Here is a 23485-nt window from a genome sequence, read left to right on the forward strand (position 1 = left end):
ACCCCCTCACCTCAGCCGTAACGGCCGGTGATGTAGTCCTTGGTGCGCGTTTCGCGCGGATTGGTGAAGATCTGATCGGTTTCGCCGTATTCCACCAGGCTGCCCAGGTGGAAGAAAGCCGTGCGCTGCGAGACGCGCGCGGCCTGCTGCATCGAGTGGGTGACGATGACGATCGCGAAGCTTTCCTTCAACTCGTCGATCAGCTCCTCGATCCGTGCGGTGGCAATCGGATCGAGCGCGGAGCATGGCTCGTCCATCAGGATGACTTCCGGGCTGACCGCGATCGCACGAGCGATGCACAAGCGCTGCTGCTGGCCGCCCGACAGCGCGGTGCCGGCATCGGTCAGGCGATCCTTGACCTCTTCCCACAGCCCCGCCTTGGTCAGCGCATTTTCCACGATGCGGTCCATGTCCGCCTTGCCGCTGGCCAGCCCGTGGATGCGCGGGCCATAGGCGATGTTCTCGTAGATCGTCTTGGGAAACGGATTGGGCTTTTGAAACACCATGCCGACCCGCGCGCGCAAGGCGACCGAATCCATCGCCGGGGCGTAGATGTCCTCGCCATCCAGCAGGATCTCGCCGGTGACGCGGGCCCCGGCGATGGTGTCGTTCATCCGGTTCAAGGTGCGCAAGAACGTCGACTTGCCGCAACCGGACGGGCCGATGAACGCGGTGACGAGGCCGTTGTCGATATCGATCGACACGTCGTTGATCGCCTTCTTCTGTCCGTAGAAGACGTCGACGTTGCGGGCTGTGAGCTTGGTTTCGTTCATGTCCCTACCAGCGGACTTCGAATTTGTTTCGAAGATAGATCGCGATGCCGTTCATGGTGAGCAGGAAAACCAGCAGCACGATAATGGCGGCGGAAGTGTTCTGGACGAAAGCCTTGTCGATTTCGTCAGACCACAGGAAAATCTGCATCGGCAGCACGCTGGACGGGGAATTGAGGCCGTCTGGCGGAGTGGCGATGAACGCACGCATGCCGATCATCAGCAGCGGCGCGGTTTCGCCCAGGGCGCGGGCCATGCCGATGATGGTCCCGGTCAGGATGCCGGGCAGCGCCAGCGGCAACACGTGATGGAACGTGGTCTGCACCTTGCTCGCACCCACCCCGTAGGCGGCTTCGCGGATCGATGGCGGCACCGCCTTGATCGCGTTGCGGCCCGAGATCACGATCACCGGCATCGTCATCAGCGCCAGGGTAAGCCCGCCCACCAGCGGCGAGGATCGCGGCATCCCCAGCGTGTTGATGAACACCGCCAGGCCCAGCAGGCCGAAGATGATCGAGGGCACTGCCGCCAGATTGTTGATCGACACTTCCACCCACTCGATCCAGCGGGCGCGCGGCGCGAATTCCTCGAGATAGATCGCTGCCAGCACGCCCATCGGGAAGCTCAGCAGCAGCGTGACGCCCATCGTCAGCAGCGAACCCTTGGTCGCGCCCCAGACGCCCGCAACGGTGGGATCAGTGGAATCCGCGCCGGTCAGGAAACGATAGTCCAGCCCGGCCAGTCCGTTCTTGAGCATGATGACCAGCAGCAGCGCCAGGAACGACAGGCTCAGCACGATCGCGCCAAAGCCGATCCACTTGAACCGCCGCTCGGCAGCGTGGCGCTTGACCAGCCGCTTGCTGACGGAGGGCGAATTCCAGTCAAGGTTACTCATACGCTTCCCGGAACCGCTTTACGACGCGCAGGGCGACGATGTTGAGGATGAGAGTGACGATGAACAGCACCAGCCCCAGTGCGAAGGCGGACAGCGTCTTGGGGCTGTTGAACTCCTGGTCGCCGGTCAGCATCTGGACGATCTGATAGGTCACCGTGGTCATTGAGGCGAAGGGATTGGCAGACAGGTTGGCCGCGGCGCCCGCGGCCATCACCACGATCATCGTCTCGCCGATCGCGCGGCTGATCGCCAGCATCACGCCCGCCACAATGCCGGGCAGCGCGGCGGGCAGCAGCACCCGCTTGATCGTTTCCGAACGGGTTGCGCCGAGCGCCAGCGAGCCGTCGCTCATCGCGCGCGGCACGGCCGCCAGTGCATCGTCCGCCATCGAGGAGACGAACGGGATGATCATCACCCCCATGACCAGCCCTGCGGCGAGCGCGCTTTCGGTGGACGGGTTGGGCATGCCGACAGAAGCTGCGAAATCGCGGATCACCGGCGCCACCGTCAGCGCCGCGAAGTAGCCGTAGACCACCGTGGGAATACCGGCGAGAATTTCGAGCAGCGGCTTCACCCACTTGCGCACATCGCGCGTGGCGTATTGCGTCAGGTAGATCGCGCTCATCAGGCCGAGCGGGATGGCGACCACCATGGCGATGATCGCGCCGATGTAGATCGTGCCCCAGAACAGCGGCACCGCGCCGAAATTGTTCGAGATATTGTCACCCGCCGTGCTCGCCGGAGACCAGTGCGTGCCGGTGAGGAAGGCGATCGGCGACACGTCCTTGAAGAACAGCCCGGCCTCGAACACCAGCGAGGCGACGATGCCGAAGGTGGTCAGCACTGCGCTGAGCGATGCGATCAGCAGCAGTGCCAGTACTGCCCGCTCCACCTGGGTGCGGGCACGGAAGCGCGCCTTGACGCGGGTGAAGGCAAAGGCGCCGCCGGCAAAGGCCACGACCAGCACCAGCGCCGCGCCCATCAGTCCAAAGCGCGTCTGCGCGGCACGGAAGGGTTCGACCAGCGCTTCCGCCTCTGGGTTGAAGGATGCGGCGGACGGATCGGCGGCAAGATTGCGCGCCTCGGAAACGATCGCGCCCAGCTGGAACGGATCGGTGGGCAGGTGAGCGGCGGCCGGGCTGGCGAACACGGCACCTTCGACAAGGCCCGGCATCACCGCCTGCCACAAGCCCCACACCAGCAGCGCCGGCACCAGTATCCACAAGGCGACGTGCCAGGCATGGTAGCTGGGCATCGAGTGCATCGACCCGCGCCCGCTATACAGCAGGCGGGCCCGGCCCCGCGCGGCGAACCAGCCGACGAGGCCAAGGCCGATCACGGCCAGAAGAACTGCGGTGAGTATCATGACTGGCCCATCGGCCCTTTCCTAACGTCGGCGCAATTCGGCAAGCGGCGGCAGATCGCCCCCCTTACTTCAGCTCGGAGGGATCGAGCGGGGTCATCTTCGCGGCGATTTCCGCATTCTTGGTGCGCACGGCCTCGGGCGAGATGACCATGCCCTTCTTCTGCGCCAGGCCATCGGGGCCCCACGATTTCACCCATTGCGCCACATAGCCCTGCAGGCTCTTGATCGGGCCCAGGTGCTGCTTCTTCACATAGATGAACAGCGGCCGCGCGCCGGGATAGGAGTAGTCCGAAATCGTGGCGTACGTAGGCGTCACGCCCGACATCGGGATACCCTTCAGACTCTCGGGGTTTTCCTCCAGGAAGGAATAGCCGAAGATGCCGATGGCCTTGGGGTTCTGCGAAATCTTCTGGACGATCAGGTTGTCGTTCTCGCCCGCATCCACATACGGCCCATCCTCGCGGATGTCGTGGCAGGTCGATTCGTACTTGCTCTTGTCGGTGTCCTTGAGCGCCTTGGTCGCCGCATCGGTCTTGCAACCGGCCTCCAGGATCAGCTCCTTCAGCGCATCGCGCGTGCCCGAAGTGGAGGGCGGGCCGTAGACCAGGATCGGCTCGTTGGGGAGCGACGGGTTGACGTCCTTCCAGGTCTTCGCGGTATTGGGCTTGCCGAACGGGGTAGCGGCCAGCGCCTTGTAGATATCGGTGGGGGTCAGCTGAAAACCGGGGCCGTTCTTGGATTCGGCGAAGGCGATCCCGTCGATACCGACCTGGATCTCGACGATCTCCTTGACGCCGTTCTTCTGGCACTCATCATACTCGGCCTTCTTGATCCGGCGCGAGGCGTCCTCGATGTCCGGGTGCTGCGCGCCGACACCGGCGCAGAACAGCTTCATGCCCGCGCCCGTGCCCGTCGATTCGATCACGGGAGACTTCGCGCCGCTGGCCTTGGCGTATGCTTCGGCCACTGTGGTGGCGAACGGATAGACTGTGGATGAGCCCACGCCGCGCACGAAATCGCGCGATGCGCCGGAGGAACCGCTACCCCCGCAGGCGCTGAGCGCCATCGCGGATACGGCAACACAGATGAACGTCTTGGTCGTGCGCATTGAATACCCCTTGGGCTCTGTCTAGCGCTGCCCCTATTGGCCTGCGATGACACTTCTATGACAATGGCGTGACATCGTTGCCGTTTTCAAGCGCGACGGCAACGGCTCGCCCCGCCCCTGCCGCGCTCATTCGCCCCGCAACGGCAGCATCAGCTGGGCGGTGGTGCCAACGCCCTGGCGGCTTTCGATGTCGAAACGCCCGCGATGCCGCTCGACAATGTGCTTGACGATCGAGAGCCCCAGGCCCGTGCCGCCCACCGCGCGGCTGCGGCTGGTGTCAGCGCGGTAGAACCGCTCGGTCACGCGCGGCAAGTGTTCGGGCGGAATGCCGTCCCCTTCGTCGCGCACGGATACCAGCACCCAGCCGGTGCTTGCCGCCTCGACCGAGACTTCGACCGGTCCTTGCGGCTTGGCGTATTTCAGTGCGTTGTCGATCAGATTGCGCAGCACTTGCGACAGCTGCCCGCGATCGCCCGCGATCACGGCGTCGTCACGGTTGGCGCGCACCGTGACTTGCGGGCCGCCGCGAAATTCGCCCGCCACTTCGTGTGCCAGCGCCACCACATCGATGCTGTCATGCGGGGCTTCGTGCTTCACCGCCTCGATGCGCGACAGCGACATAAGGTCCGAGATCAGCGCCTGCATGCGCTGCGCCTCGTGGCGGATGGTGCCCAGAAAACGGTTGCGCACCGCCTCGTCGCCGCCGGCCTTGGGGTTGGTCAGCGTCTCGCAATAGCCGATGACGTTGGCAAGCGGGGTGCGCAATTCATGGCTGGCGTTGGCCACGAAGTCCGCATGCGACTTCGCGACGCTGATCCGTTCGGACAGATCGTACAGGCTGACCAGCCGTTCTGTGGGGCCCACTACCTTGCAGTCCACCTCCCACATCGAGCCGCCGGTGGACAGCCCCTTGACTTGCGCGGAGCCGCCTTCGGCGCTGAGGATCGAGGCGACCGCGCGCGGATCGCGAATGGCGATGCGCACGTCCTGCCCCACGATATGCGCGCCCAGCAGCGCCTTGGCGGCACTGTTGGCAAAGCGCACCTGTCCGCGCGATACCATCATCGCCGGGGTCTGCAGATGCTCAAGGAGGTGAACGCCCTCGATCGTCATGCGCCGTTCTCTCCTGCATCGGGCCTTACCATGGCGGTTGACATGGCTGTGCGACACTATTGTTGCAACATTCGCATTCAAAACCGCCGAAATGGCATTATCGCCACCACTGCGGCCTTCGCTTCTGCCGTAAAACACACATTGGGCCCGGTTGCGGCCTAGCGCGTGCGGGATGCTTTTGGTATGCCGCACCCGCACAACGATGCGCCGCCTGGCGGATGCAGCCCGCGTGCAGCCAGAAATGCACATCACGGCCGCGTGGAGGAGCGCGGTTGTCCGGTGGAAAGGTACCCGTGACCAAATTCACTTCTGATCGCCTGCTCCTCTTCGGTGCCACGGGCGATCTCTCCCGCAGAATGCTGCTACCCTCGCTTTGCGCGCTTGACGCGGAAGGCCTGCTGGACCCGCGCATCGAGATCGTCGGCACCGCCCGGTCGGATCTTGACGACTTCGGCTTCCGCAACTTCGCGCGGGAATCGCTGGAGCAGTTCCTCCCTGCCAACCGGCGCGGCGGCATGGCGCAGTTCCTCAACCGGCTAAGCTATCAACCGCTGGACGCCAACGACATCGACAGCTTTCAGGCGCTGGCACAGAAGGTCGGCACCCCCAAGGAAGGCCTGTCGATCTTCCTGTCCACCGCGCCCAGCCTGTTCGAGCCGACCATTCACGGTCTTGAAAAAAGCGGGCTGGCGGGCAAAAATGTCCGCATCGGACTGGAAAAGCCGCTGGGCGTCGATCTCACTTCCAGCAAGGTCATCAACGACGCCGTGGCCCATGCCTTCCCGGAAGACCGGATCTACCGGATCGACCACTATCTGGGTAAGGAAACGGTTCAGAACCTGCTGGCGCTGCGCTTTGCCAACCTGATGTTCGAACCGCTGTGGAACGCGGCCCACATCGATCACGTGCAGATTACCGTGGCCGAAACCGTAGGCCTGGAATCGCGCGTCGCCTATTACGACGATAGCGGCGCGCTGCGCGACATGGTGCAGAACCATATACTGCAGTTGCTGGCGCTGGTGGCGATGGAACCGCCGGTGTCTTACGACGCCACCAGCGTGCGCAACGAAAAGGTCAAGGTGCTCCATTCGCTGCGCAAGGCCGTCGCGTCCGACACCGTGACCGGCCAGTACCGCGCCGGCGCGATTGGCGGGCAGGCGGTGCCGGGCTACGACGACGAACTGGGCAAGGATTCGGGCACGGAAACCTTCGTTGCGATCAAGGCTTATATCGACAACTGGCGCTGGCAAGGCGTGCCGTTCTACTTGCGCACCGGCAAGCGCCTGCCCCGCCGCACTACCGAGATCGTGGTGCAGTTTCGTGACGTACCCCACTCGATCTTCCACGGGCGCGGGGCCAAGACGGTGCCCAACCGCCTCGTCATCGGCATCCAGCCCGAAGAGAACATCACCCTCTCGCTCATGGCCAAAGTGCCGGGGCTCGATCGCAATGGCTTTGGCCTGCGCTCGGTGCCGCTGGCCATCACCATGCCCGATGCGTTCGCCGGGCCGCAGCGCCGCATCGCCTACGAACGTCTGCTGCTCGACCTCATCGAAGGCGACCAGACCCTGTTCGTCCGCCGCGACGAGGTGGAAGCGCAGTGGGAATGGATCGATGCGGTGCGCGCCGGCTGGGAGGAGCACGAGCTTGAGCCCAAGCCCTACACCGCCGGAAGCTGGGGGCCATCCGCCGCGATCGCCCTTGCCGAACGGAACGGCGTGACCTGGCACGAGTGACCCCTCGTGCCGCCTGCACGCCCTGCGCGGAAAGAGTCTCCATGCAGGGCGCGCTGTAGCGATTGACGCCCGATAGCATCGCCTCGACAACAGGCATGCCGGATGTCGTAAAAGATCAGGAGCAGACCCATGACCAACCTCCACCCGGTGGTCGCACGCGTGACCGAACGTATCGCCCGCCGCTCGAAAGACAGCCGCGCGCGCTATCTCGACATGCTCGATCGCGAAACCGACCGCCATTCCGATCGCAGCTTCCTGTCCTGCTCCAACCTGGCGCATGGCTTTGCGGCATCGGGCGAGGACAAGCCCGCCATCGCATCGGGCCGGGCGATCAACCTGGGCATCGTCACCGCGTATAACGACATGCTCAGCGCCCATCAGCCGTATGGCCGCTACCCCGAGCAGATGAAGCTGTTCGCCCGCGAAATCGGCGCCACCGCGCAAGTCGCCGGCGGCGTGCCAGCCATGTGCGACGGGGTGACCCAAGGGTTCGACGGCATGGAACTGTCGCTGTTCAGCCGCGACGTGATCGCTCTCTCCACCGGCGTCGCGCTTAGCCACGCGATGTTCGATGGCATGGCGCTGCTGGGCATCTGCGACAAGATCGTGCCGGGCCTCGTCATCGGCGCGCTGCGATTCGGCCACCTGCCCGCGGTGTTCGTACCCGCCGGGCCGATGCCCAGCGGCATCTCCAACAAGGAGAAGCAGAAGGTCCGCCAGCTCTATGCCGAAGGCAAGGTGGGGCGTGAGGAGCTGCTCGCCAGCGAAAGCGCCAGCTACCATTCGGCAGGCACCTGCACGTTCTATGGCACCGCCAATTCCAACCAGATGATGATGGAGATGATGGGCCTGCACGTGCCGGGCGCCTCGTTCATCCCGCCCAATACGCCGCTGCGTCAGGCGCTGACCCGCGCGGCAACGCACCGTCTGGCACAGATCACCCGCAAGGGCAGCGATCACCGCCCGATGGGCAAGGTCGTGGATGAAAAGGCGATCGTCAACGCCATCGCCGGGCTGCTGGCAACCGGCGGGTCCACCAACCACGCGATCCACCTACCCGCCATGGCGCGCGCTGCGGGGATCATCGTCGACTGGGAGGATTTCGACGCACTGTCTGCCGTGGTGCCGCTGATCACCCGCGTCTATCCCAATGGCGCGGGCGACGTGAACCACTTCCATGCCGCCGGCGGCATGGCCTGGGTGGTGCGCGAACTGCTGGACGCCGGGCTGGCGCACGGCGACGTGCTGACGATCGCCGAGGGCGGCATGGCCGCTTATGCGCAAGAGCCGGTGCTGGAGAATGATACCCTCACCTGGAAACCCGCACCGGCGCACAGCGGCGACGATGCGATGCTGCGGCCCGTGACCAACCCGTTCCTGCCCGATGGCGGCATGCGGCTGGTGCAAGGGAACGTGGGGCGCGGCACCTTCAAGACCAGCGCGGTGGACGAACAGCGCTGGACGATCGAGGCCCCATGCCGCGTGTTCGATACGCAGGAAGGCGTGATCCAGGCCTTCGCGGCGGGCGAACTGGACGGCGATGTGGTCGTCGTCGTGCGGTTTCAGGGCCCACGCGCCAACGGCATGCCCGAACTGCACAAGCTGACCCCGCCGCTGGGCGTGCTCCAGGATCGCGGCCACAAGGTGGCGCTCGTCACCGACGGGCGCATGTCGGGCGCATCGGGCAAAGTGCCCGCGGCGATCCACGTGACGCCCGAGGCGCTGGCAGGCGGTCCGCTGGCTTATCTGCGCGACGGAGACGTGGTGCGCCTGTCCGCCGTGGACGGCAGCTTGTCGACCACCGCTGATCTTGCCGGCCGCGATCCGGCACCGCCCCCGCCGCCAGCGTTCGGCATGGGGCGTGAATTGTTCGCGATGTTCCGCAATAGTGCGTCGAGCGCGGAGACCGGCGGATCGGCGGTGCTGGAGGTGGCCGGGCTATGAGCGACACCCGGATCGTAACCGTCGATATCGGCGGCACACATGCCCGCTTCGCGCTGGCCACCATCGCGCCGGACGGCACTATCACGCTGGGCGAGCCGGCCACCTTGCACACCAAGGACCACGGCAGTTTCCAGTTGGCCTGGCAGGCCTTTCGCGACATGAACGGGGGCACCTTGCCCGACGCCGTGGCGATGTCCGTCGCCGGCCCGGTGGGCGGGGAGGTGATCAAGTTCACCAACAACCCGTGGATCATCCGGCCTGCCCGCATCCAGGAAATGCTGGGCCCCACGCGCCAGACCATCGTCAATGATTTCGCGGCGGTCGCCTATGCCGTTGCCCGCGCCGATGAAACCGAGTTCCTGCATCTCACCGGCCCCGAAATCCCGCTGCCCGAAACTGGCACGCTCAGCGTACTGGGCCCCGGCACCGGGCTTGGCGTGGCGCACCTGTATCGCGACGGCAAGGGCAGCTACCACGTGCAGGCGACCGAGGGCGGCCATATAGACTACGCCCCGCTCGATCTTATTGAGGATGCGATCCTTGTACGTCTGCGCAAGCGCCACAACCGCGTCTCGGTAGAGCGGGTAGTCTCCGGCCCCGCCATTGTCGACATCCACGCCACGCTGGCCGCGATGCAGCATGAGGCGATCCACGAGATGACCGACGTGGACATCTGGAACGCCGGCATCAGCGGACAGGACAGTCTTGCCGCTGCCGCCGTGGACCGGTTCTGTCTCGCGCTGGGCGCGGCGGCTGGTGATTACGCGCTGGCGCACGGCGCGGGCGGGGTCGTCATCGCCGGCGGGCTTGGCTATCGTATTCGCGGAACGATCCTGTCGTCCGGGTTTGCCGAAAGATTCCGCGCCAAGGGCCGCTTCTCGGCGCTGATGGCCGGGCTGCCGGTCAAGCTCATCACGCATCCGCAGCCCGGCCTGTTCGGCGCTGCCGCCGCTTTTGCAAGGGAGCACCTGCACCAATGACCGATACCTCCCTCTCCGCCGCCGTCGAAAAGGTGATGCGCCTGGCGCCCGTGATCCCAGTGCTGGTAATCGAGGATATCGACCACGCGCTGCCCATCGCCGAAGCGCTGGTGGCCGGCGGCCTGCCCGCGCTGGAAGTGACCTTGCGCACCCCGTGCGCGATCGATGCGATCAAGGTGATGAAGCAGGTGCCCGGCGCCGTCGTGGGCGCGGGTACGGTGCTCACGCCTGACGATCTGGCCCGCGCCATCGATGCGGGCGCGGAGTTCATCGTCTCGCCCGGCCTCACCCCCACCCTGGGTGAAGCCGCCCTCAAAAGCGGCATTCCATTCCTGCCCGGCACCGCCAACGCCAGCGACGTGATGCTGGCGCTGGAAATGGGCTTCGACCGGCTGAAGTTCTTCCCGGCGATGGCGGCAGGCGGCCCCCCGGCCCTGAAGGCGATCTCCGCGCCGCTGTTCAACGCCCGGTTCTGCCCCACCGGCGGCGTCACTCCGCAGAACGCCGCCGAATGGCTGGCGCTTGACGCGGTGCTGTGCGTGGGTGGCAGCTGGATGGTGCCCAAGGGCAAGCCGGATGTGGCCAAGATCGAGGCGGAAGCCCGCATCGCCGCAGGGCTCGACCGCTGATGCCGGCGGGGGTGGGCGCAGCGGACGCAACCCTGCGCACGGTCGAACAACTCGACGCGCGGCTGCAGGACCTGCACAAGCTGACCGCCGTGTCGCCGTTGTTCAACCCCGTGTTCCAGCTTGGCCTGGAACTGTCGCGGGCGCTGGAGGACGGCGCGATGTCGCTCGACGATATCGAGGCGCTCGTCGCCGAGATGGACTGCGAAGGCTTGCGCGCGCGCGCCGCCCGGCTCGACCGAATGCTGGGCACCGTCGCGGCAGCGGCCAACGACGCCGCAATCGATGCGCTGGCTCATGACAGCGCCAGCGACGGGGATTTCGCCGCGTTTGCCGTACGCTGGCAGCGCCCCGCTGCGCACGTGGTCTTCACCGCGCATCCCACTTTCCTGTTGACCGCCGCTCAGGCCGAAGCGGTTGCCGCGTCCGCCTCCAGCGGCGATTTCAGCGAAGCATCGGTGTGCGTCGCCTCGCCGAAGCGTGACACGATCACGCTGGACTACGAACACGATGCCGCGATGGCAGCGATGGCGCGGGGCCAGGCGGCGCGCGACCGCATCAATGCACGCCTGTTTGATATGGCCGCCGCGCGCTGGCCCAAGCGCTGGAAAGCGCTTACCCCGATGCCGGTACGCTTTGCCCACTGGGTCGGCTACGACATGGACGGGCGCACCGACATTTCCTGGTCAACCTCGATCCGCTACCGGCTTGAGGAAAAGGCGCAGCGCCTGGCCGGCTATGCCGCCGCGCTCAAACAGGCCGCGCCTGAAATCGCCACTCTGCTGGAGCGGGCGCACGCCCATACCGCCGAAGCCGCCAGCGCCTTCCGTCAGGATCTGTCCGACCCCGAAGCCCTGTCCGCCGCCGCCAACGGCCTTGCCGCCGCGCATCCCGACAAGCTGGTGAGCCTAGCCGGCATCATCGCGCGGCTTGAGGACGAAGCGCGCGATGCGGACATCGAGCAGGCACGCGCCCTCCTGGTCAGCGCGGCGGCCATGCGCGCCGATGGCCTTGGCATGGGCTGGATTCACTTCCGGGTGAACGCATCGCAGCTGCAAAACGCGATCCGCCGCCGTATCGACCCGGACGGCAAGCTCAGCCTGGCCAGCCAGGCCGCGCTGGTGCGCATGCGCGAACTGCTGGGCGAAGTGAAGCCGCTGCGCTCCAACTTCGCCGCGCTCGCCATCGAAAATTCCACCGCCGTGCGCCAGTTCCTGGCCATGGCGCAGATCCTTGAGCACATCGACGCCGATGCGCCGATCCGCATGCTCGTGGCCGAGTGCGAGGAGCCTACGACGGTGCTCGCCGCGCTGTATTTCGCGCGCATGTTCGGGATCGACGACAAGGTCGATGTCTCACCCCTGTTCGAGACCGAGAACGCGCTGGAGCATGGCGGCCGCCTGCTCGACGCCGTGCTGGCGGAACCGGCCTATCGCGAATACTCCCGCCGGCGCGGGCGCGTTTCGATCCAGACCGGCTTTTCCGATGCCGGGCGCTTCGTGGGCCAGGTGCCCGCCGCGCTGGGGATCGAGCGATTGCAGGGCCGCTTGTCGGAGGCGATGGCCGCCAACGGCTTGTCCGATGTGGCCGCGCTGGTGTTCAACACCGGCGGCGAATCTATGGGCCGCGGCTGCCACCCTTCCAGCATCGATGACCGGTTCGACTGGCAGATGTCGCCGTGGGCGCGCCGCCGCTTCCTGCGCGCCGGCATCCGCCTGGAACCCGAAGTCAGCTTCCAGGGCGGTGACGGCTATCTGTGGTTCGGCTCGGACGAACTGGCGCTGGCCACGCTCACCCGCATGGTCGAACGCCCGCTGTGGAACGCGGACGTCAGCGCGCCGACCGACCCGTTCTATCGCCGCACCGATCTGTCGCTGGATTTCTATCGTGCGATCCGCGGCGTGCAGCACGATCACCTGGCCTCATCCACATACAGCCGCGCGATCACCGCCTTCGGGCTGGGCCTGCTGAACGACACAGGCAGCCGCAAGGCCCGCCGCCAGTCGGACCTGGCCTCCGACCGCACGATGAACCTGCGCCAGATCCGCGCCATCCCCCACAACGCGATCCTGCAGCAACTGGGCTATCCGGTGAACGTGATCGCCGGCATCGGCACGGCGGCGGACGGCAACCGCGAGGAAGTGGCGGCGCTGCTGCGCGAAAGCGCGCGCGGGCGCCAGATCGTCCGGTTGGCTCGTGCCGCCAATGCGCTGGCCTCGATCAAGACGGTGTCGGCCTATGGCGAGCTGTTCAACTCCGCCTACTGGGCCAGCCGCCCGTATCGCGGCGGTGAGGAAGGCATCGCGGACGCCTGCCTCAAGCTGGCCGAATACCTGACCCGTGATGACCGCGCCGGCGTCTACCGCCGGCTCGCTTCGCGCCTGCGGGTGGATGCGCTCAAGCTGTATCGCCTGCTGGACCTCATTCCCGACGAAACCCCGCTGGCCGACCGGGAGCAGACCCGCCGCTCGCTGGGCGTGCTGCATGCACTGCGCATCGCACTGTTCCAGCACATGTTCCTGCGCTCGGTCATGGTGCCGCAGTTCAGCCGCGCCAACGACATCAGCCGGGACGACGTGTTGGAGATGTTCTTCACCCTGCGCGTGGAAGATGGGCTGGCCCAGCTGCGTCGCGCATTCCCGATCCATTTCCCCTCGATCAGCGACTTCGCGGTGGACGCGCCCAGCGATTATCCGGATTCCAGCGCCACCGGCTATGCGCAAATCCACAAGGAGTACATCGATCCGATCGCGCGGTCGTATGCGCTATCGCTGCGCATCACCACAGCGCTGGCGAACGAATTCGGCGCGCACGGGTAGCGCGTATCGGTCAGGCTGCGGGCGGGCGCGCGGCGGCCAGTTCGGCTTTGAGGGTGGCGATCAGTTCGGCGGCCGGCATCGCGCGGGCCAGCGGTGCGCCCTGCCCCGCCCACTGCGCGCCAAAGCCATGTTCGCCCCGTGCACTGGCGGCGGCGTTCAGGGCTTTGCCGGCGTGATAGGCGATCGGATAATCGGGCACCTGCCGCTCATCCAACTGCGCTGACAAAGCGGTGAATCGGTTCGCCAACGCGCGCGCCGGACGGCCGGAGATGATCGATGTCATCGTCGTGCGATGCGCGCTAGGCCCCGTCAGGGCCGCACGATACGCGGCGTCGGCCGCTGACTCGGGGCACGCGATGAACGCGGTTCCCATTTGCGCCGCCGCCGCGCCAAGATCGAGGGCGGCGGCGACCCCGGCCCCATCCATGATCCCGCCCGCCGCGATCACCGGCAAGCCGCCTTCGCGCACCAGCAACCGTACCAGCGGCATCACGCCAAGCTGCGGGTCCGACGCGGCGGGGTCGAACATCCCGCGATGGCCGCCGGCCTCGATCCCCTGCGCCACGATGGCGTCCAGCCCCGCCGCAGCGATAGCGCGCGCCTCCTCTACGTTGGTGGCGGTGGCCAGCAGTAGCGATCCGCATCCGCGCAACGCCGCAATCGCATCGGCGGACGGCAGGCCGAAGTGAAAGCTCACCACAGGCGGGGCTCGCTCCACCAGCATCGCCAGCATTTCAGGATTGTCTGCAAGGCTGCGGTAGGGCGCTTGCAATGCGGGCGGAGGCGCTGCTCCGAACTGCGCGAAAACCGGGCGCAGCGTTTCGATCCACGCTGATTCCCGCGAGGCAGCGGCCACCGGCGTGCGGTGCACGAACAGGTTGACGTTGAAAGGGCGGGACGTCCCTGCGCGAACCGCCGCGATCATGGCGCGAACATCGGCAGCGCCGGCACCCCCTACCGCGACCGAGCCAAGACCGCCCGCGTTGCATACCGCTATAGCAAGATCAGGCGTACTGGTCCCCGCCATCGGTGCCTGGATGATCGGCACATCCAGCCCAAGGCGGGCAACCAGTTCCATCACGCTGCGTCCGCGTTATTCCATCGAATCGATCAGCGCCGCGATGTCGCACGTAGCAAAGCCCACGGTGCTATCGGAGATGCCGTAGGGGATCAGCAAACGGTCCCGCACCTTTAGTGCACCGCAGGTGTAAATCACGTTGGGCACATAGCCCGACCGGTCCGCGTTCTCGGCGGTGAGCACCGGCTCGGTCGAACGGGCGATGACCTTGCTGGGATCGTCGCGGTCCAGCAGCGCGCAGCCCAGCGCATACTTGCGCATCGCGCCCACGCCATGGGTGAACAACAGCCAGCCCTCGTCGGTCAGGATCGGGCTGCCGCAGTTACCGATCTGGATGAATTCCCAAGGATACTTGGGCTCCATCAGCAGCACGCCTTCATCGTCCCACACGTTAACCTGATCGGAGCGCAGCAGGAACAGATTCTTGCCATCCTGCCGGCTGACCATGGCATACTGTCCGCCGATCTTCTGGGGAAACAGGGCCATGCCCTTGTTCCGCCCGGCCTCGCCCCGGATCGGTTCGAGGTCGAAGTTGCGGAAATCGCGGGTGCGCAGCAGTTCCGAACGAATTGAGCTGCCCGACCATGCGGTGTACGTGCCGATCCATTCGAAATCGCCGCCGCCATGATCGAACTGCACCAGCCGCAGGTCTTCCAGACCCCCGCGCTGTTGCTCGGTGATCGGGAAGATAACGGTGTTGGACAGGCTGGATTCCGGGTTGCGGTGCACAGAGACCACATCGTCGGAATCGAACTGGTCTTCCTGGTCAAGCTCGACCGACGTCGCGAACGAGGCTTGCGGCCACAGGTCGAAACCGCCGTCACAATCCGCAATCCCTTCACGAAACGCGATGGTGCTGATGTGCCCTTCGCCCACCGCGCGCAGCGACATGATGAAGCGCACACACCCGTCCTGCAGGCCCGACTGGTCAGGCGACGGCACGATGGATGGGTTCATCAACGCGGCTGCCGCGAACGTATATTCGTGACAGAAATAGGCGCCAATCAGGCGCTGCTTGGTGAGGCTGTAATCGCCCGGGGAAAGCTCAAGATTGCGCGCCACTTCGTTGAAGCGGTTGGAAAAAATGAGCTCGGTCTGCCAATGCCGTTCCTTGAAATCCTGCAACACCCGCGAGTATTCGAGCGCCGCACGATCTTCGGTGAGCGCGGTGACGTCCTCGACCAGACGCAAGGCGCGCCCACCGGGTGCACCTTTGGATTGCCAGCCCAGATGAAACGGGCGAATGACTACACGTGACGGATCGGCGTGGAGGCGCGTTTCGAAAATTTGCAGCGGATCAGACCAGACGTTCTCGGGCCGGTTCAAGAAGTCCTCCTTCGCGGGACACATACGGCGACAGGGGGGCCAGTTTCAGCTCCTGCTCTTCCAGTTCCTTAAGCGCATAATGCGACAACTGGAAGGCCAGGATTGATTCAGCGCCGGTATTTGCGTTGGCGCCGCGAGGGGTCACGCCGTCAAGGCAGCGGCCGGTTGCGAGATCGGCAAGGATAGCGCCGCGATCGTTATCCCCGAAAAACCACCGCCAAGCGGCACGCGCATGGTCCGACCAATGAGCGTCTTTGGTTACCAGCCATGCCGAACGGGCAGCCTCGATTGCCGCTTGTGCTTCCAGCGGTTGCTGGTCGAACGGCAGGTAGCTGTGTTCCTTGTAAAAGCTCTCCGAGCCGATAGGGCGGAACTGCCCTTTGACGGACAATTGCTGCGCGCAGATCCACCGCAGCGTTTCCAACCCGGCATCGGTCCAGTCCTTCCGGTCCAAAGCCGCGCCCGCCTCGATCAAGGCTTGCGGCAAGCGAGGATTGTCATAGCCCAGCACAGCTTCGAACCATGCCCAGTCCGGACGGCGGCCCTGCCCCAGCAGACGCATCAGGAAATCGCCGCCGTTCTCCACCACACTGCGGGCTGCCGCGTGAGACGGATTGCGCCGCAAGACCGCACAGGCGCCCAGCATCGAGAAGGCAATAGCGCGCGGCGATCCGAGCGGCGCGATCGAGCCAATCACCTCGTTGTAAAGATGCAGCGCCCAGCGCGACAAGCCTTCGTCTTGAGAAAGCTCAAAGGTCTGACCGAGCGACCATATACCGCGACCATTCGAATCTTCCGAACCCTCATCCTCGCACCACGTGCGGTCGAACCGCATGAAATTGCGGAAGCGGCGAAGGTCAGGATTCCAGGCGAACTGGATGAACGCAGCGTAGACCAGGCTCCATTTAGTGCGCTCCACCGGGGAAATGCCGGTTGCGACGTTCATGAGCATCAGAGCGCGGGCGTTATCGTCAAGGCAGTAACCGTGGTGGCGATTAGGAACGACGCCTACCGAATGCTGGAGCATGCCGGTGCCATCGCTCATCGCCAGCACGGCCAAAAGTGACGGCGCCTTGCTGATGCGCGGCTCGCTGCCCAGCGCCGAAACCGCGCCTGTCACCAGCCGCGCCGAAGCGTCTGCGAAACGCGGCCAGATCGTTTCACGGCCACGCATGTAAGCGCGCCGCTGCATCGCTTCCAAGTCTTCGGGAACGTCCAGCAAGCCGATCACGGCGTCGGCAATCGCGCTGCTGGAATTAACCTCGATCAGGCAGCCGACATCATTTGCCAGCAGTTCGCGCGCGTGGACATACGGCGTGGACACCACCGCCTTGCCCAGCGCCACGGCGTAGCTGAGCGTGCCTGAGGTCGACTGCTGCATGCCAGGATACGGCGTCAGGTAGATGTCGCAGGCTTCCAACTGATCCAGCAGTTCGGGTGTGTCGAGGAAGCGGTTGTCCCAAATGATGTGATCGGCAACGCCCAATTCGCGGGACAGGGCGATCAGGCCTTCGCGATAGGCTTCACCGTGTTGGGCGACCAGATTGGGATGGGTGGCGCCGACAATGCGGTAGACTGTTTCGGGATGGCGCTCCACGATCGCGGGAAGCGCTCGAATGGCGTGCTCCAGCCCCTTGCCGGGACCAAGCAGACCAAACGTCGTGAGAACTTTGCGACCCGACAGCCCGAGACGTGCCTTGAACTCCTCCTGCCGACCGAATGGGCGATCGGGGGCACCATGATCAATCACTTCAAGGATGTCCGCGGGCGCGCCATAGGCGTTTTCGAGCAGATCGCACGAAGTGCGCGACATGACCATGATCCGCGAGGCACGCGTCACCAGATGTCGCAGGATCGCGCGCTGCCGCTCGGACGGATCGGTAAGCACGGTGTGCAGCGTAAGAACCAGCGGTGCGGCTAGCCGATTGACGAAATGCGTGACCATCTCCCCGTCATCGCCACCGAAAATGCCGTATTCGTGCTGCAACCAGACGACGTCTACGCCAGAATCGTTGATCTTCCTGGCGGCCCGCTCGTAATCCGCGATATCGTTCCAGGCGATGGTATCGACGACGTTGGTATAGGAAAGAGGCTGAGCCGGGTCATCCAGCGCATAGACGTCTACGGCGATTTCAGGATGATATTCCGCAAGCTTGTCGAAAACATCGGTCGTGAACGTGGCGATCCCGCATTTACGGGGACCGAAGTTGCCGATCAGGGCGACACGCGCAGCACGTGAAAATCCGGGGTTGGTCGCTTCGAAAAAGGAGTGCACCTCTGCCACCTCGCGACCGAATTCGAAATCTTGTGAAAGTGGCAGGTGAGCCATGCGATCCCCGTGAACGAGAAATGAATGTCACAGTCTCAATCCGCAGGACGCAATTCGGTTTCCGCTGCGACGCAAAAAAGCGACAGACCGACGCAGTACGCCTTCCAATGGCTTACTCCTATGTCTTTTCGTGCACTTGTGCACTAAAGTAATCTCGCCAATCGCTGCGGGCGGATTTTCAGTCGCGATTTGTGCTGCACTGCAAAAACAGCGGCAAGTCTCGCAAGCACCTGCGGTTTTGGCCCTCAGTACCAGGAAAAACCGCCTAAAAGCCGAACTTCCATTGAGAGGGTTGCCCGCCGCCGTTTCCTATGTTTCATGTCAGCGCAATAAACGAACAAAGCCTAACATGGATCAGAGATGGGCTCTGGTGTTGGGCGATGCGCCACGGGAAGAAGACATGACTACGCTTCGATCGTTCGATCCCGCCGACGGCTACCTGGTATGGGAAGGGCCAGCGGCAGACCCTCACGCGGTGTCGGCCGCCCTGCTGCGCGCCCGCCAGGCGTTTCCAGCCTGGGCCGCGCTGCCGCCTGCCCAACGGGTCGCCGTTGTGGAACGATACAAGACCGCGCTTGAATCCCACAAAGAAGCGATTGCCGAAATCATCGCGCGCGAAACCGGCAAGCCGCTGTGGGAAACCCGCGCCGAACTGGGCTCGATGATTGGCAAGGTGGCGCTTTCCATCGCCGCGCAGGCGGAGCGAACAGGCGAAAAGCAGACGGACATGCCGTTCGGCGCGGCGGTGCTGCGCCACCGTCCGCATGGGGTGATGGCGGTGCTGGGGCCGTTCAACTTTCCCGGCCATCTACCCAACGGCCACATCGTGCCCGCGCTGCTGGCGGGCAACACGGTGGTGTTCAAGCCTTCCGAGATGACGCCCGCCACCGGCGCGGCGATGGCGGAATGCTGGGCCGAAGCGCTGGCCGACGACCCCCATGTGTTCCAGTGCATCCAGGGTGGGCGCGAAACCGGCGAGGCTTTGGTGGCGGGCGCTATCGACGGGCTGCTGTTTACCGGTTCAGCGGGCGCGGGTGCACATTTCCGACGCATCTTCGCCGATCGGCCGGACGTGATCCTGGCGCTGGAACTGGGCGGCAACAATCCGCTGGTCGCCTGGGATGCGCCGGACGTGGAAGAGGCTGCCGCTGTCGTCGTGCAATCCGCCTTCATCACCACCGGCCAGCGCTGTTCCTGCGCGCGGCGCCTGATCGTGCCGGACACGGCGTTCGGCAGGGCGCTGGTGGATGCCGTGGCTGACATGGCGCGGCGCATCACCATCGGCGCGTGGGACGACACGCCAGAGCCGTGGATCGGCCCGCTGGTTTCGGAGGCCGCAGCCAGCGGGGCGAAGGCGCAAGTAGACGCCCTGATCGCGCGCGGCGCAAAGGTTATCCAGCCGTTCACCGGCGTGGAGGGGCGCCCTGCGTCGTTCGTCACCCCGGCCATGCTGGACGTGACCGGGGTTTTCGTGCCCGACGAGGAAATCTTCGCCCCCGTCCTGCAAGTCAGCCGCGTGCCCGATTTTAGCGCCGCGCTGGAAGCGGCGAACAACACGCGCTTCGGCTTGTCCGCCGGGCTGATTAGCGCCGACGATGACTTGTGGTCCCGCTTCCTCAACGAATGCCGCGCCGGCGTGGTCAATCGCAACCGGCCAACCACCGGCGCGGCCGGTTCGATGCCGTTCGGGGGCCTGGGTGAAAGCGGCAACCACCGCCCCAGCGCCTACTACGCCGCCGATTACTGCGCCTACCCGGTCGCCAGCTTCGAGGCAGCGGATGCCACCGGCAACATCGGCGCGCTTGCCGGCAAGCTCACGGCATGACCGCGTTGAACCCGGAGGAACAGGCCCTGCTCGCACCGGTGGAGCGCGCGCCGATCCTGTCGCACACGCTGGCCTGGGCCGCGATCAACAGCGGCACCGGCAATCTGGACGGGCTGGCGGCGATGGCGGGCCAGCTTGCGGATGCCTTTGCGCGCCTGCCCGGAGAGGTGCGGCTGGTGGAGCCCGCCCCGGTCGAGCGCGTCGATGCCGGTGGCAGGCTGCAGCCGGTCGAGCATGGCCACCATCTGGTTTTGTCGGTCCGCCCGCAGGCCGCGCGCCGCGTGATCCTGACCGGGCACATGGATACGGTCTATCCGCGCGACCACGCGTTCCAGGAGTGCACCTGGGTGGACGATGATACGCTGAACGGTCCCGGCACGGCAGACATGAAGGGCGGCCTTGCCCTGATGCTGGCGGGCCTTGCCGCGTACGAGGAGGCAGCGCCAACGCTGGGCTATGACGTACTGATCAACAGTGACGAGGAAACCGGATCGCTCTCGTCCGCAGCCCTGATCGCTGAACTGGCGACAGGCAAGATGGCCGCGCTGACGTTCGAGCCGGGCCTGCCCGATGGCGCGATGGCGCGCGCCCGTCCAGGGTCCGGCAATTATGCGGCGGTGGTCACCGGACGCTCCGCCCATGCGGGCCGCAACCCGCACGATGGCCGCAACGCAGTTGTCGCCGCCAGCGATCTGGCGCTGCGCCTGTCCGCTGGCGTCCAGGACGGGCTGTCGATCAACCCGGCCCGCATCGATGGCGGCGGCCCCAACAACGTGGTGCCCGATCTTGCGATCCTGCACTTCAATCTGCGCCCACGCACGCCCGAGCTGGCCGAGACGGCCCGCCTTCTGATCGAGACGATCGTGGCCGAGGTCAGCGCAGCACACGACGTGCAGATCCACGTACATGGCCATGTGTCCCGCCCGCCCAAGCCGATCACCCCCGCCGCGCAAAGCCTCTTCGGGCTGGTGTCCCGCGCTGCTGCCGATCTGGGCCAGCCGATGCGCTGGCAGGATACCGGCGGCGTATGCGATGGCAATAACATCGCGGCCTGCGGCGTGCCTGTGCTCGACACGATGGGCGCGCTGGGCGGCGCCATCCATTCACCGCAGGAGTTCATGATTCCCAGTTCCCTCGATGCCCGCGCCCGCCTCACCGCGCTGGTGATGCACCGTCTCGACCGCGAAGGATTGCCGGCATGACCTTCCTGCTGCGTACCGCCCGCGAAGGCGATCTGGAAGCGCTGTACCGCATGGCCAAGGGCACCGGCGGCGGCTTCACCAACCTGCCACCTGACAAGTCGACGCTGGCAGGCAAGCTTGAACGCACCGCCAAAAGCTTTGCCCGCGACGATGGCGAGATCGCCAACGACTTGTTCGTGTTCATTCTGGAAGACACCACCGAGGGCAAAGTGCGCGGCACCTGCCAGGCGTTCTCGCAAGTGGGCACCGAGCTGCCGTTCTATTCCTATCGCATCGGGCGCATCACCCAGCATTCCAAGGAACTGGACCGCACCTTCCGCGCCGAAATGCTGACGCTTTCCACCGACCTTGATGGTGCCAGCGAAGTGGGCGGCCTGTATCTGGACGCCACGGAGCGTTCGGCCGGGGTGGGCAAGCTGCTGGCGCGCAGCCGCTACCTGTTCATCGCCATGCACCGCGAGCGGTTTCATGACATGACGCTGGCCGAACTGCGCGGCGCGATCGACGATGCGGGCAACTCCCCGTTCTGGGACGGACTGGCGGGCCGCTTCTTCGACATGAGCTTTCGCGACGCCGACGAGTTCAACGCCAAGCATGGCAACCAGTTCATCGCCGACCTGATGCCCAAGCACCCCATCTATACCGCGCTGTTGTCTGAAGCCGCGCGGCAGGTCATGGGCCAGCCGCACTATTCCGGGCGCCCGGCGATGCGGATGCTGGAAAGTGAGGGCTTTGCCTTCCAGAATTATATCGACATCTTCGATGGTGGCCCCACGATGATCGCCCGCACCGATCAGATCCGCACCATCCGCGATGCCCGCACCGCCACCATCACGGCGATAGGCCCGGCCAGCGGCGAGGAGCCGACGCATCTGGTCGCAACCGGGCGGCTGGCGCAGTTTCGCGCGTGCCTTGGCCGCGTGGCCGAAGACGGTGCGCTGGACACCGATGCCGCGCAGCTGCTGGGCGTTGGCATCGGCGATGCCATTACGTACGCACCGGCATAACCGGCCGTTAGCGACATGTCCGAGCGTTCGCATCATGAAGGCGTGCAACTCATGCTTACCGAGATCAATTTCGACGGTATCGTCGGCCCCAGCCACAATTACGCCGGGCTGAGCCTTGGCAATCTGGCCTCGGCCCGCAATTTCGGCAAAGTTTCGCACCCGCGCGCCGCCGCGTTGCAAGGGCTGGCAAAGATGCGCGCCAATCTGGAGCGAGGACTGGCACAAGGGTTTTTACTGCCGCAGCGCCGCCCCGATGCCGCGTGGCTTGAACGGCTGGGAACGACGACGGCGCACGCCAGCGCCACGCTGCGCGCCAATGCCTTGTCCGCCTCGTCGATGTGGGCTGCCAACGCAGCCACGGTGTCTCCTGGTCCCGACACGCAGGACGGGCGCTGCCATCTGACCGTCGCCAATCTGGTAACGATGCCGCATCGCAGCCACGAATGGACCGAAACGCTGGCGCAGTTGCGCATCGCTTTTGCCGACGCCGCGCACTTTGCCGTCCACGCACCGATCCCCGCCCCGTTCGGCGATGAGGGCGCGGCGAACCACATGCGCCTGTGCGCGCGCCACGACGCGCCCGGCATTGAGGTGTTCGTTTACGGCGTGGCCGGCGGCCCCTTCCCCGCCCGCCAGCATCGCGAGGCGAGCGAGGCGGTGGCGCGAATCCATGGCCTGGACCCCGCGCGCACGGTCTTCGCCCGCCAGTCCGACGCGGCGATCGCCGCCGGGGCGTTTCACAACGATGTCGTCGCGGTGGCTAACGAGCGGGTGCTGTTCACTCACGAACTCGCTTTCGCCGATCGCGATGCGCTGTATGCCGAGTTGCGCGCCAAGCTGCCCGAGATCGAGATCGTGGAGGTGCCGGCGGACGCGGTAAGCCTTGAGGACGCCATCGCCTCGTACTTGTTCAACGCCCAGTTGGTCACCCTGCCCTCGGGCGAAGCGGCGCTGGTGCTGCCCGGCGAAGCGCGCGATACGCCCGCTGTTTGGCGCTGGCTGGAGCGCCACGTTGCCGGCAACGGCCCGATCCGTCACTTGTTCGTGCATGACTTGCGCGAAAGCATGGCGAACGGCGGCGGCCCGGCGTGCCTGCGCCTGCGCGTAGTCGCCGATCCTGCCACCATCGACCCGCGCTTTATGGCAACGGCGCAAAAGCTGGGCCGGATCGAAGCGCTCGTGGGCCAATTGTGGCCGGAGAGCATCGCGGTGAAAGATTTGTCCGATCCCGCCTTGTGGAATACCTGCCTGACGGCCCGGTCAGCGTTGTGCGCGGTGCTGGAACTGCCGGAACTGGACCGCCTGCCGTTCTGAACATCGCCGCACTTTCATGAAAAGGCGCGGCGGTTGGGCTTTTTGCA

17 protein-coding genes are annotated in these 23485 nt (G+C 65.5%); 9 read left to right on the forward strand and 8 right to left on the reverse strand.

Going from position 1 to position 23485, the window contains the following annotated elements; all coding sequences use genetic code 11:
• Positions 1–11: 11 nt before the first annotated feature.
• The 5 genes from pstB to ASE49_RS11070 all read right to left on the reverse strand — a co-directional run bounded on the left by pstB (position 12) and on the right by ASE49_RS11070 (position 5252).
• Positions 12–773 (reverse strand): phosphate ABC transporter ATP-binding protein PstB, encoded by a 762-nt coding sequence (gene pstB, locus ASE49_RS11050; protein WP_056771900.1) that lies wholly within the window; start codon positions 771–773, stop codon positions 12–14.
• Positions 774–777: 4 nt separating this feature from the next.
• Positions 778–1665, reverse strand: a complete 888-nt coding sequence (pstA, locus tag ASE49_RS11055) for a phosphate ABC transporter permease PstA (protein WP_056771904.1) — start codon at positions 1663–1665, stop codon at positions 778–780.
• Positions 1658–3031 (reverse strand): phosphate ABC transporter permease subunit PstC, encoded by a 1374-nt coding sequence (gene pstC, locus ASE49_RS11060; RefSeq protein WP_056771907.1) that lies wholly within the window; start codon positions 3029–3031, stop codon positions 1658–1660. The genes pstA and pstC overlap by 8 nt, the downstream gene beginning before the upstream one ends.
• 64 nt (positions 3032–3095) lie before the next feature.
• Positions 3096–4139 (reverse strand): substrate-binding domain-containing protein, encoded by a 1044-nt coding sequence (locus ASE49_RS11065; RefSeq protein ID WP_056771910.1) that lies wholly within the window; start codon positions 4137–4139, stop codon positions 3096–3098.
• Positions 4140–4265: 126 nt separating this feature from the next.
• Positions 4266–5252, reverse strand: a complete 987-nt coding sequence (locus ASE49_RS11070) for a sensor histidine kinase (RefSeq protein WP_056771913.1) — start codon at positions 5250–5252, stop codon at positions 4266–4268.
• Positions 5253–5545: 293 nt separating this feature from the next.
• Between ASE49_RS11070 and zwf the strand changes: the two genes are divergently transcribed.
• From zwf to ASE49_RS11095, 5 genes are all read left to right on the forward strand, one after another.
• On the forward strand, positions 5546–6988 hold the full coding sequence (zwf, locus tag ASE49_RS11075; protein ID WP_056771916.1) for a glucose-6-phosphate dehydrogenase: 1443 nt from the start codon (positions 5546–5548) through the stop codon (positions 6986–6988).
• A gap of 129 nt (positions 6989–7117) precedes the next feature.
• Positions 7118–8932 (forward strand): phosphogluconate dehydratase, encoded by a 1815-nt coding sequence (gene edd, locus ASE49_RS11080; RefSeq protein WP_056771921.1) that lies wholly within the window; start codon positions 7118–7120, stop codon positions 8930–8932.
• Positions 8929–9912, forward strand: coding sequence for a glucokinase (locus ASE49_RS11085; protein WP_056771924.1), 984 nt, complete (start codon positions 8929–8931; stop codon positions 9910–9912). Before edd ends, ASE49_RS11085 begins: the two co-directional genes overlap by 4 nt.
• Positions 9909–10541, forward strand: a complete 633-nt coding sequence (gene eda, locus ASE49_RS11090; protein WP_056771926.1) for a bifunctional 4-hydroxy-2-oxoglutarate aldolase/2-dehydro-3-deoxy-phosphogluconate aldolase — start codon at positions 9909–9911, stop codon at positions 10539–10541. Before ASE49_RS11085 ends, eda begins: the two co-directional genes overlap by 4 nt.
• A complete protein-coding gene (locus tag ASE49_RS11095; RefSeq protein ID WP_056771930.1) occupies positions 10541–13357 on the forward strand; it encodes a phosphoenolpyruvate carboxylase in 2817 nt (938 codons plus the stop codon). The genes eda and ASE49_RS11095 overlap by 1 nt, the downstream gene beginning before the upstream one ends.
• Before the next feature lie 10 nt (positions 13358–13367).
• Here the strand turns inward: ASE49_RS11095 and ASE49_RS11100 are convergent, their stop codons facing one another.
• Genes ASE49_RS11100 through ASE49_RS11110 form a run of 3 tightly spaced genes read right to left on the reverse strand, consistent with a single transcriptional unit; the run spans position 13368 to position 18090 of the window.
• Positions 13368–14435, reverse strand: a complete 1068-nt coding sequence (locus ASE49_RS11100) for an NAD(P)H-dependent flavin oxidoreductase (RefSeq protein ID WP_056771933.1) — start codon at positions 14433–14435, stop codon at positions 13368–13370.
• A gap of 15 nt (positions 14436–14450) precedes the next feature.
• A complete protein-coding gene (locus tag ASE49_RS11105) occupies positions 14451–15761 on the reverse strand; it encodes a glycoside hydrolase family 130 protein (RefSeq protein ID WP_056771935.1) in 1311 nt (436 codons plus the stop codon).
• The gene (locus ASE49_RS11110) at positions 15733–18090 is read right to left on the reverse strand and encodes a glycosyltransferase family 4 protein (protein WP_056771938.1); all 2358 of its coding nucleotides are present in this window, start codon (positions 18088–18090) and stop codon (positions 15733–15735) included. The genes ASE49_RS11105 and ASE49_RS11110 overlap by 29 nt, the downstream gene beginning before the upstream one ends.
• Before the next feature lie 400 nt (positions 18091–18490).
• On the opposite strand from ASE49_RS11110, the gene astD reads away from it, so the two are divergent.
• The 4 genes from astD to ASE49_RS11130 are packed head-to-tail and all read left to right on the forward strand — an operon-like array spanning position 18491 to position 23438.
• Positions 18491–19915, forward strand: a complete 1425-nt coding sequence (gene astD / locus ASE49_RS11115) for a succinylglutamate-semialdehyde dehydrogenase (RefSeq protein WP_056772392.1) — start codon at positions 18491–18493, stop codon at positions 19913–19915.
• A complete protein-coding gene (locus tag ASE49_RS11120; protein ID WP_056771940.1) occupies positions 19912–21117 on the forward strand; it encodes a hydrolase in 1206 nt (401 codons plus the stop codon). Before astD ends, ASE49_RS11120 begins: the two co-directional genes overlap by 4 nt.
• Positions 21114–22124, forward strand: a complete 1011-nt coding sequence (locus ASE49_RS11125; protein WP_056771942.1) for an arginine N-succinyltransferase — start codon at positions 21114–21116, stop codon at positions 22122–22124. The genes ASE49_RS11120 and ASE49_RS11125 overlap by 4 nt, the downstream gene beginning before the upstream one ends.
• Before the next feature lie 51 nt (positions 22125–22175).
• Complete coding sequence (locus ASE49_RS11130; protein WP_056772395.1) at positions 22176–23438, forward strand: N-succinylarginine dihydrolase; 1263 nt, start codon at positions 22176–22178, stop codon at positions 23436–23438.
• Positions 23439–23485 lie beyond the last annotated feature (47 nt).

The sequence above is a fragment of the Novosphingobium sp. Leaf2 genome (genome assembly GCF_001421325.1).
Lineage (GTDB): Bacteria > Pseudomonadota > Alphaproteobacteria > Sphingomonadales > Sphingomonadaceae > Novosphingobium.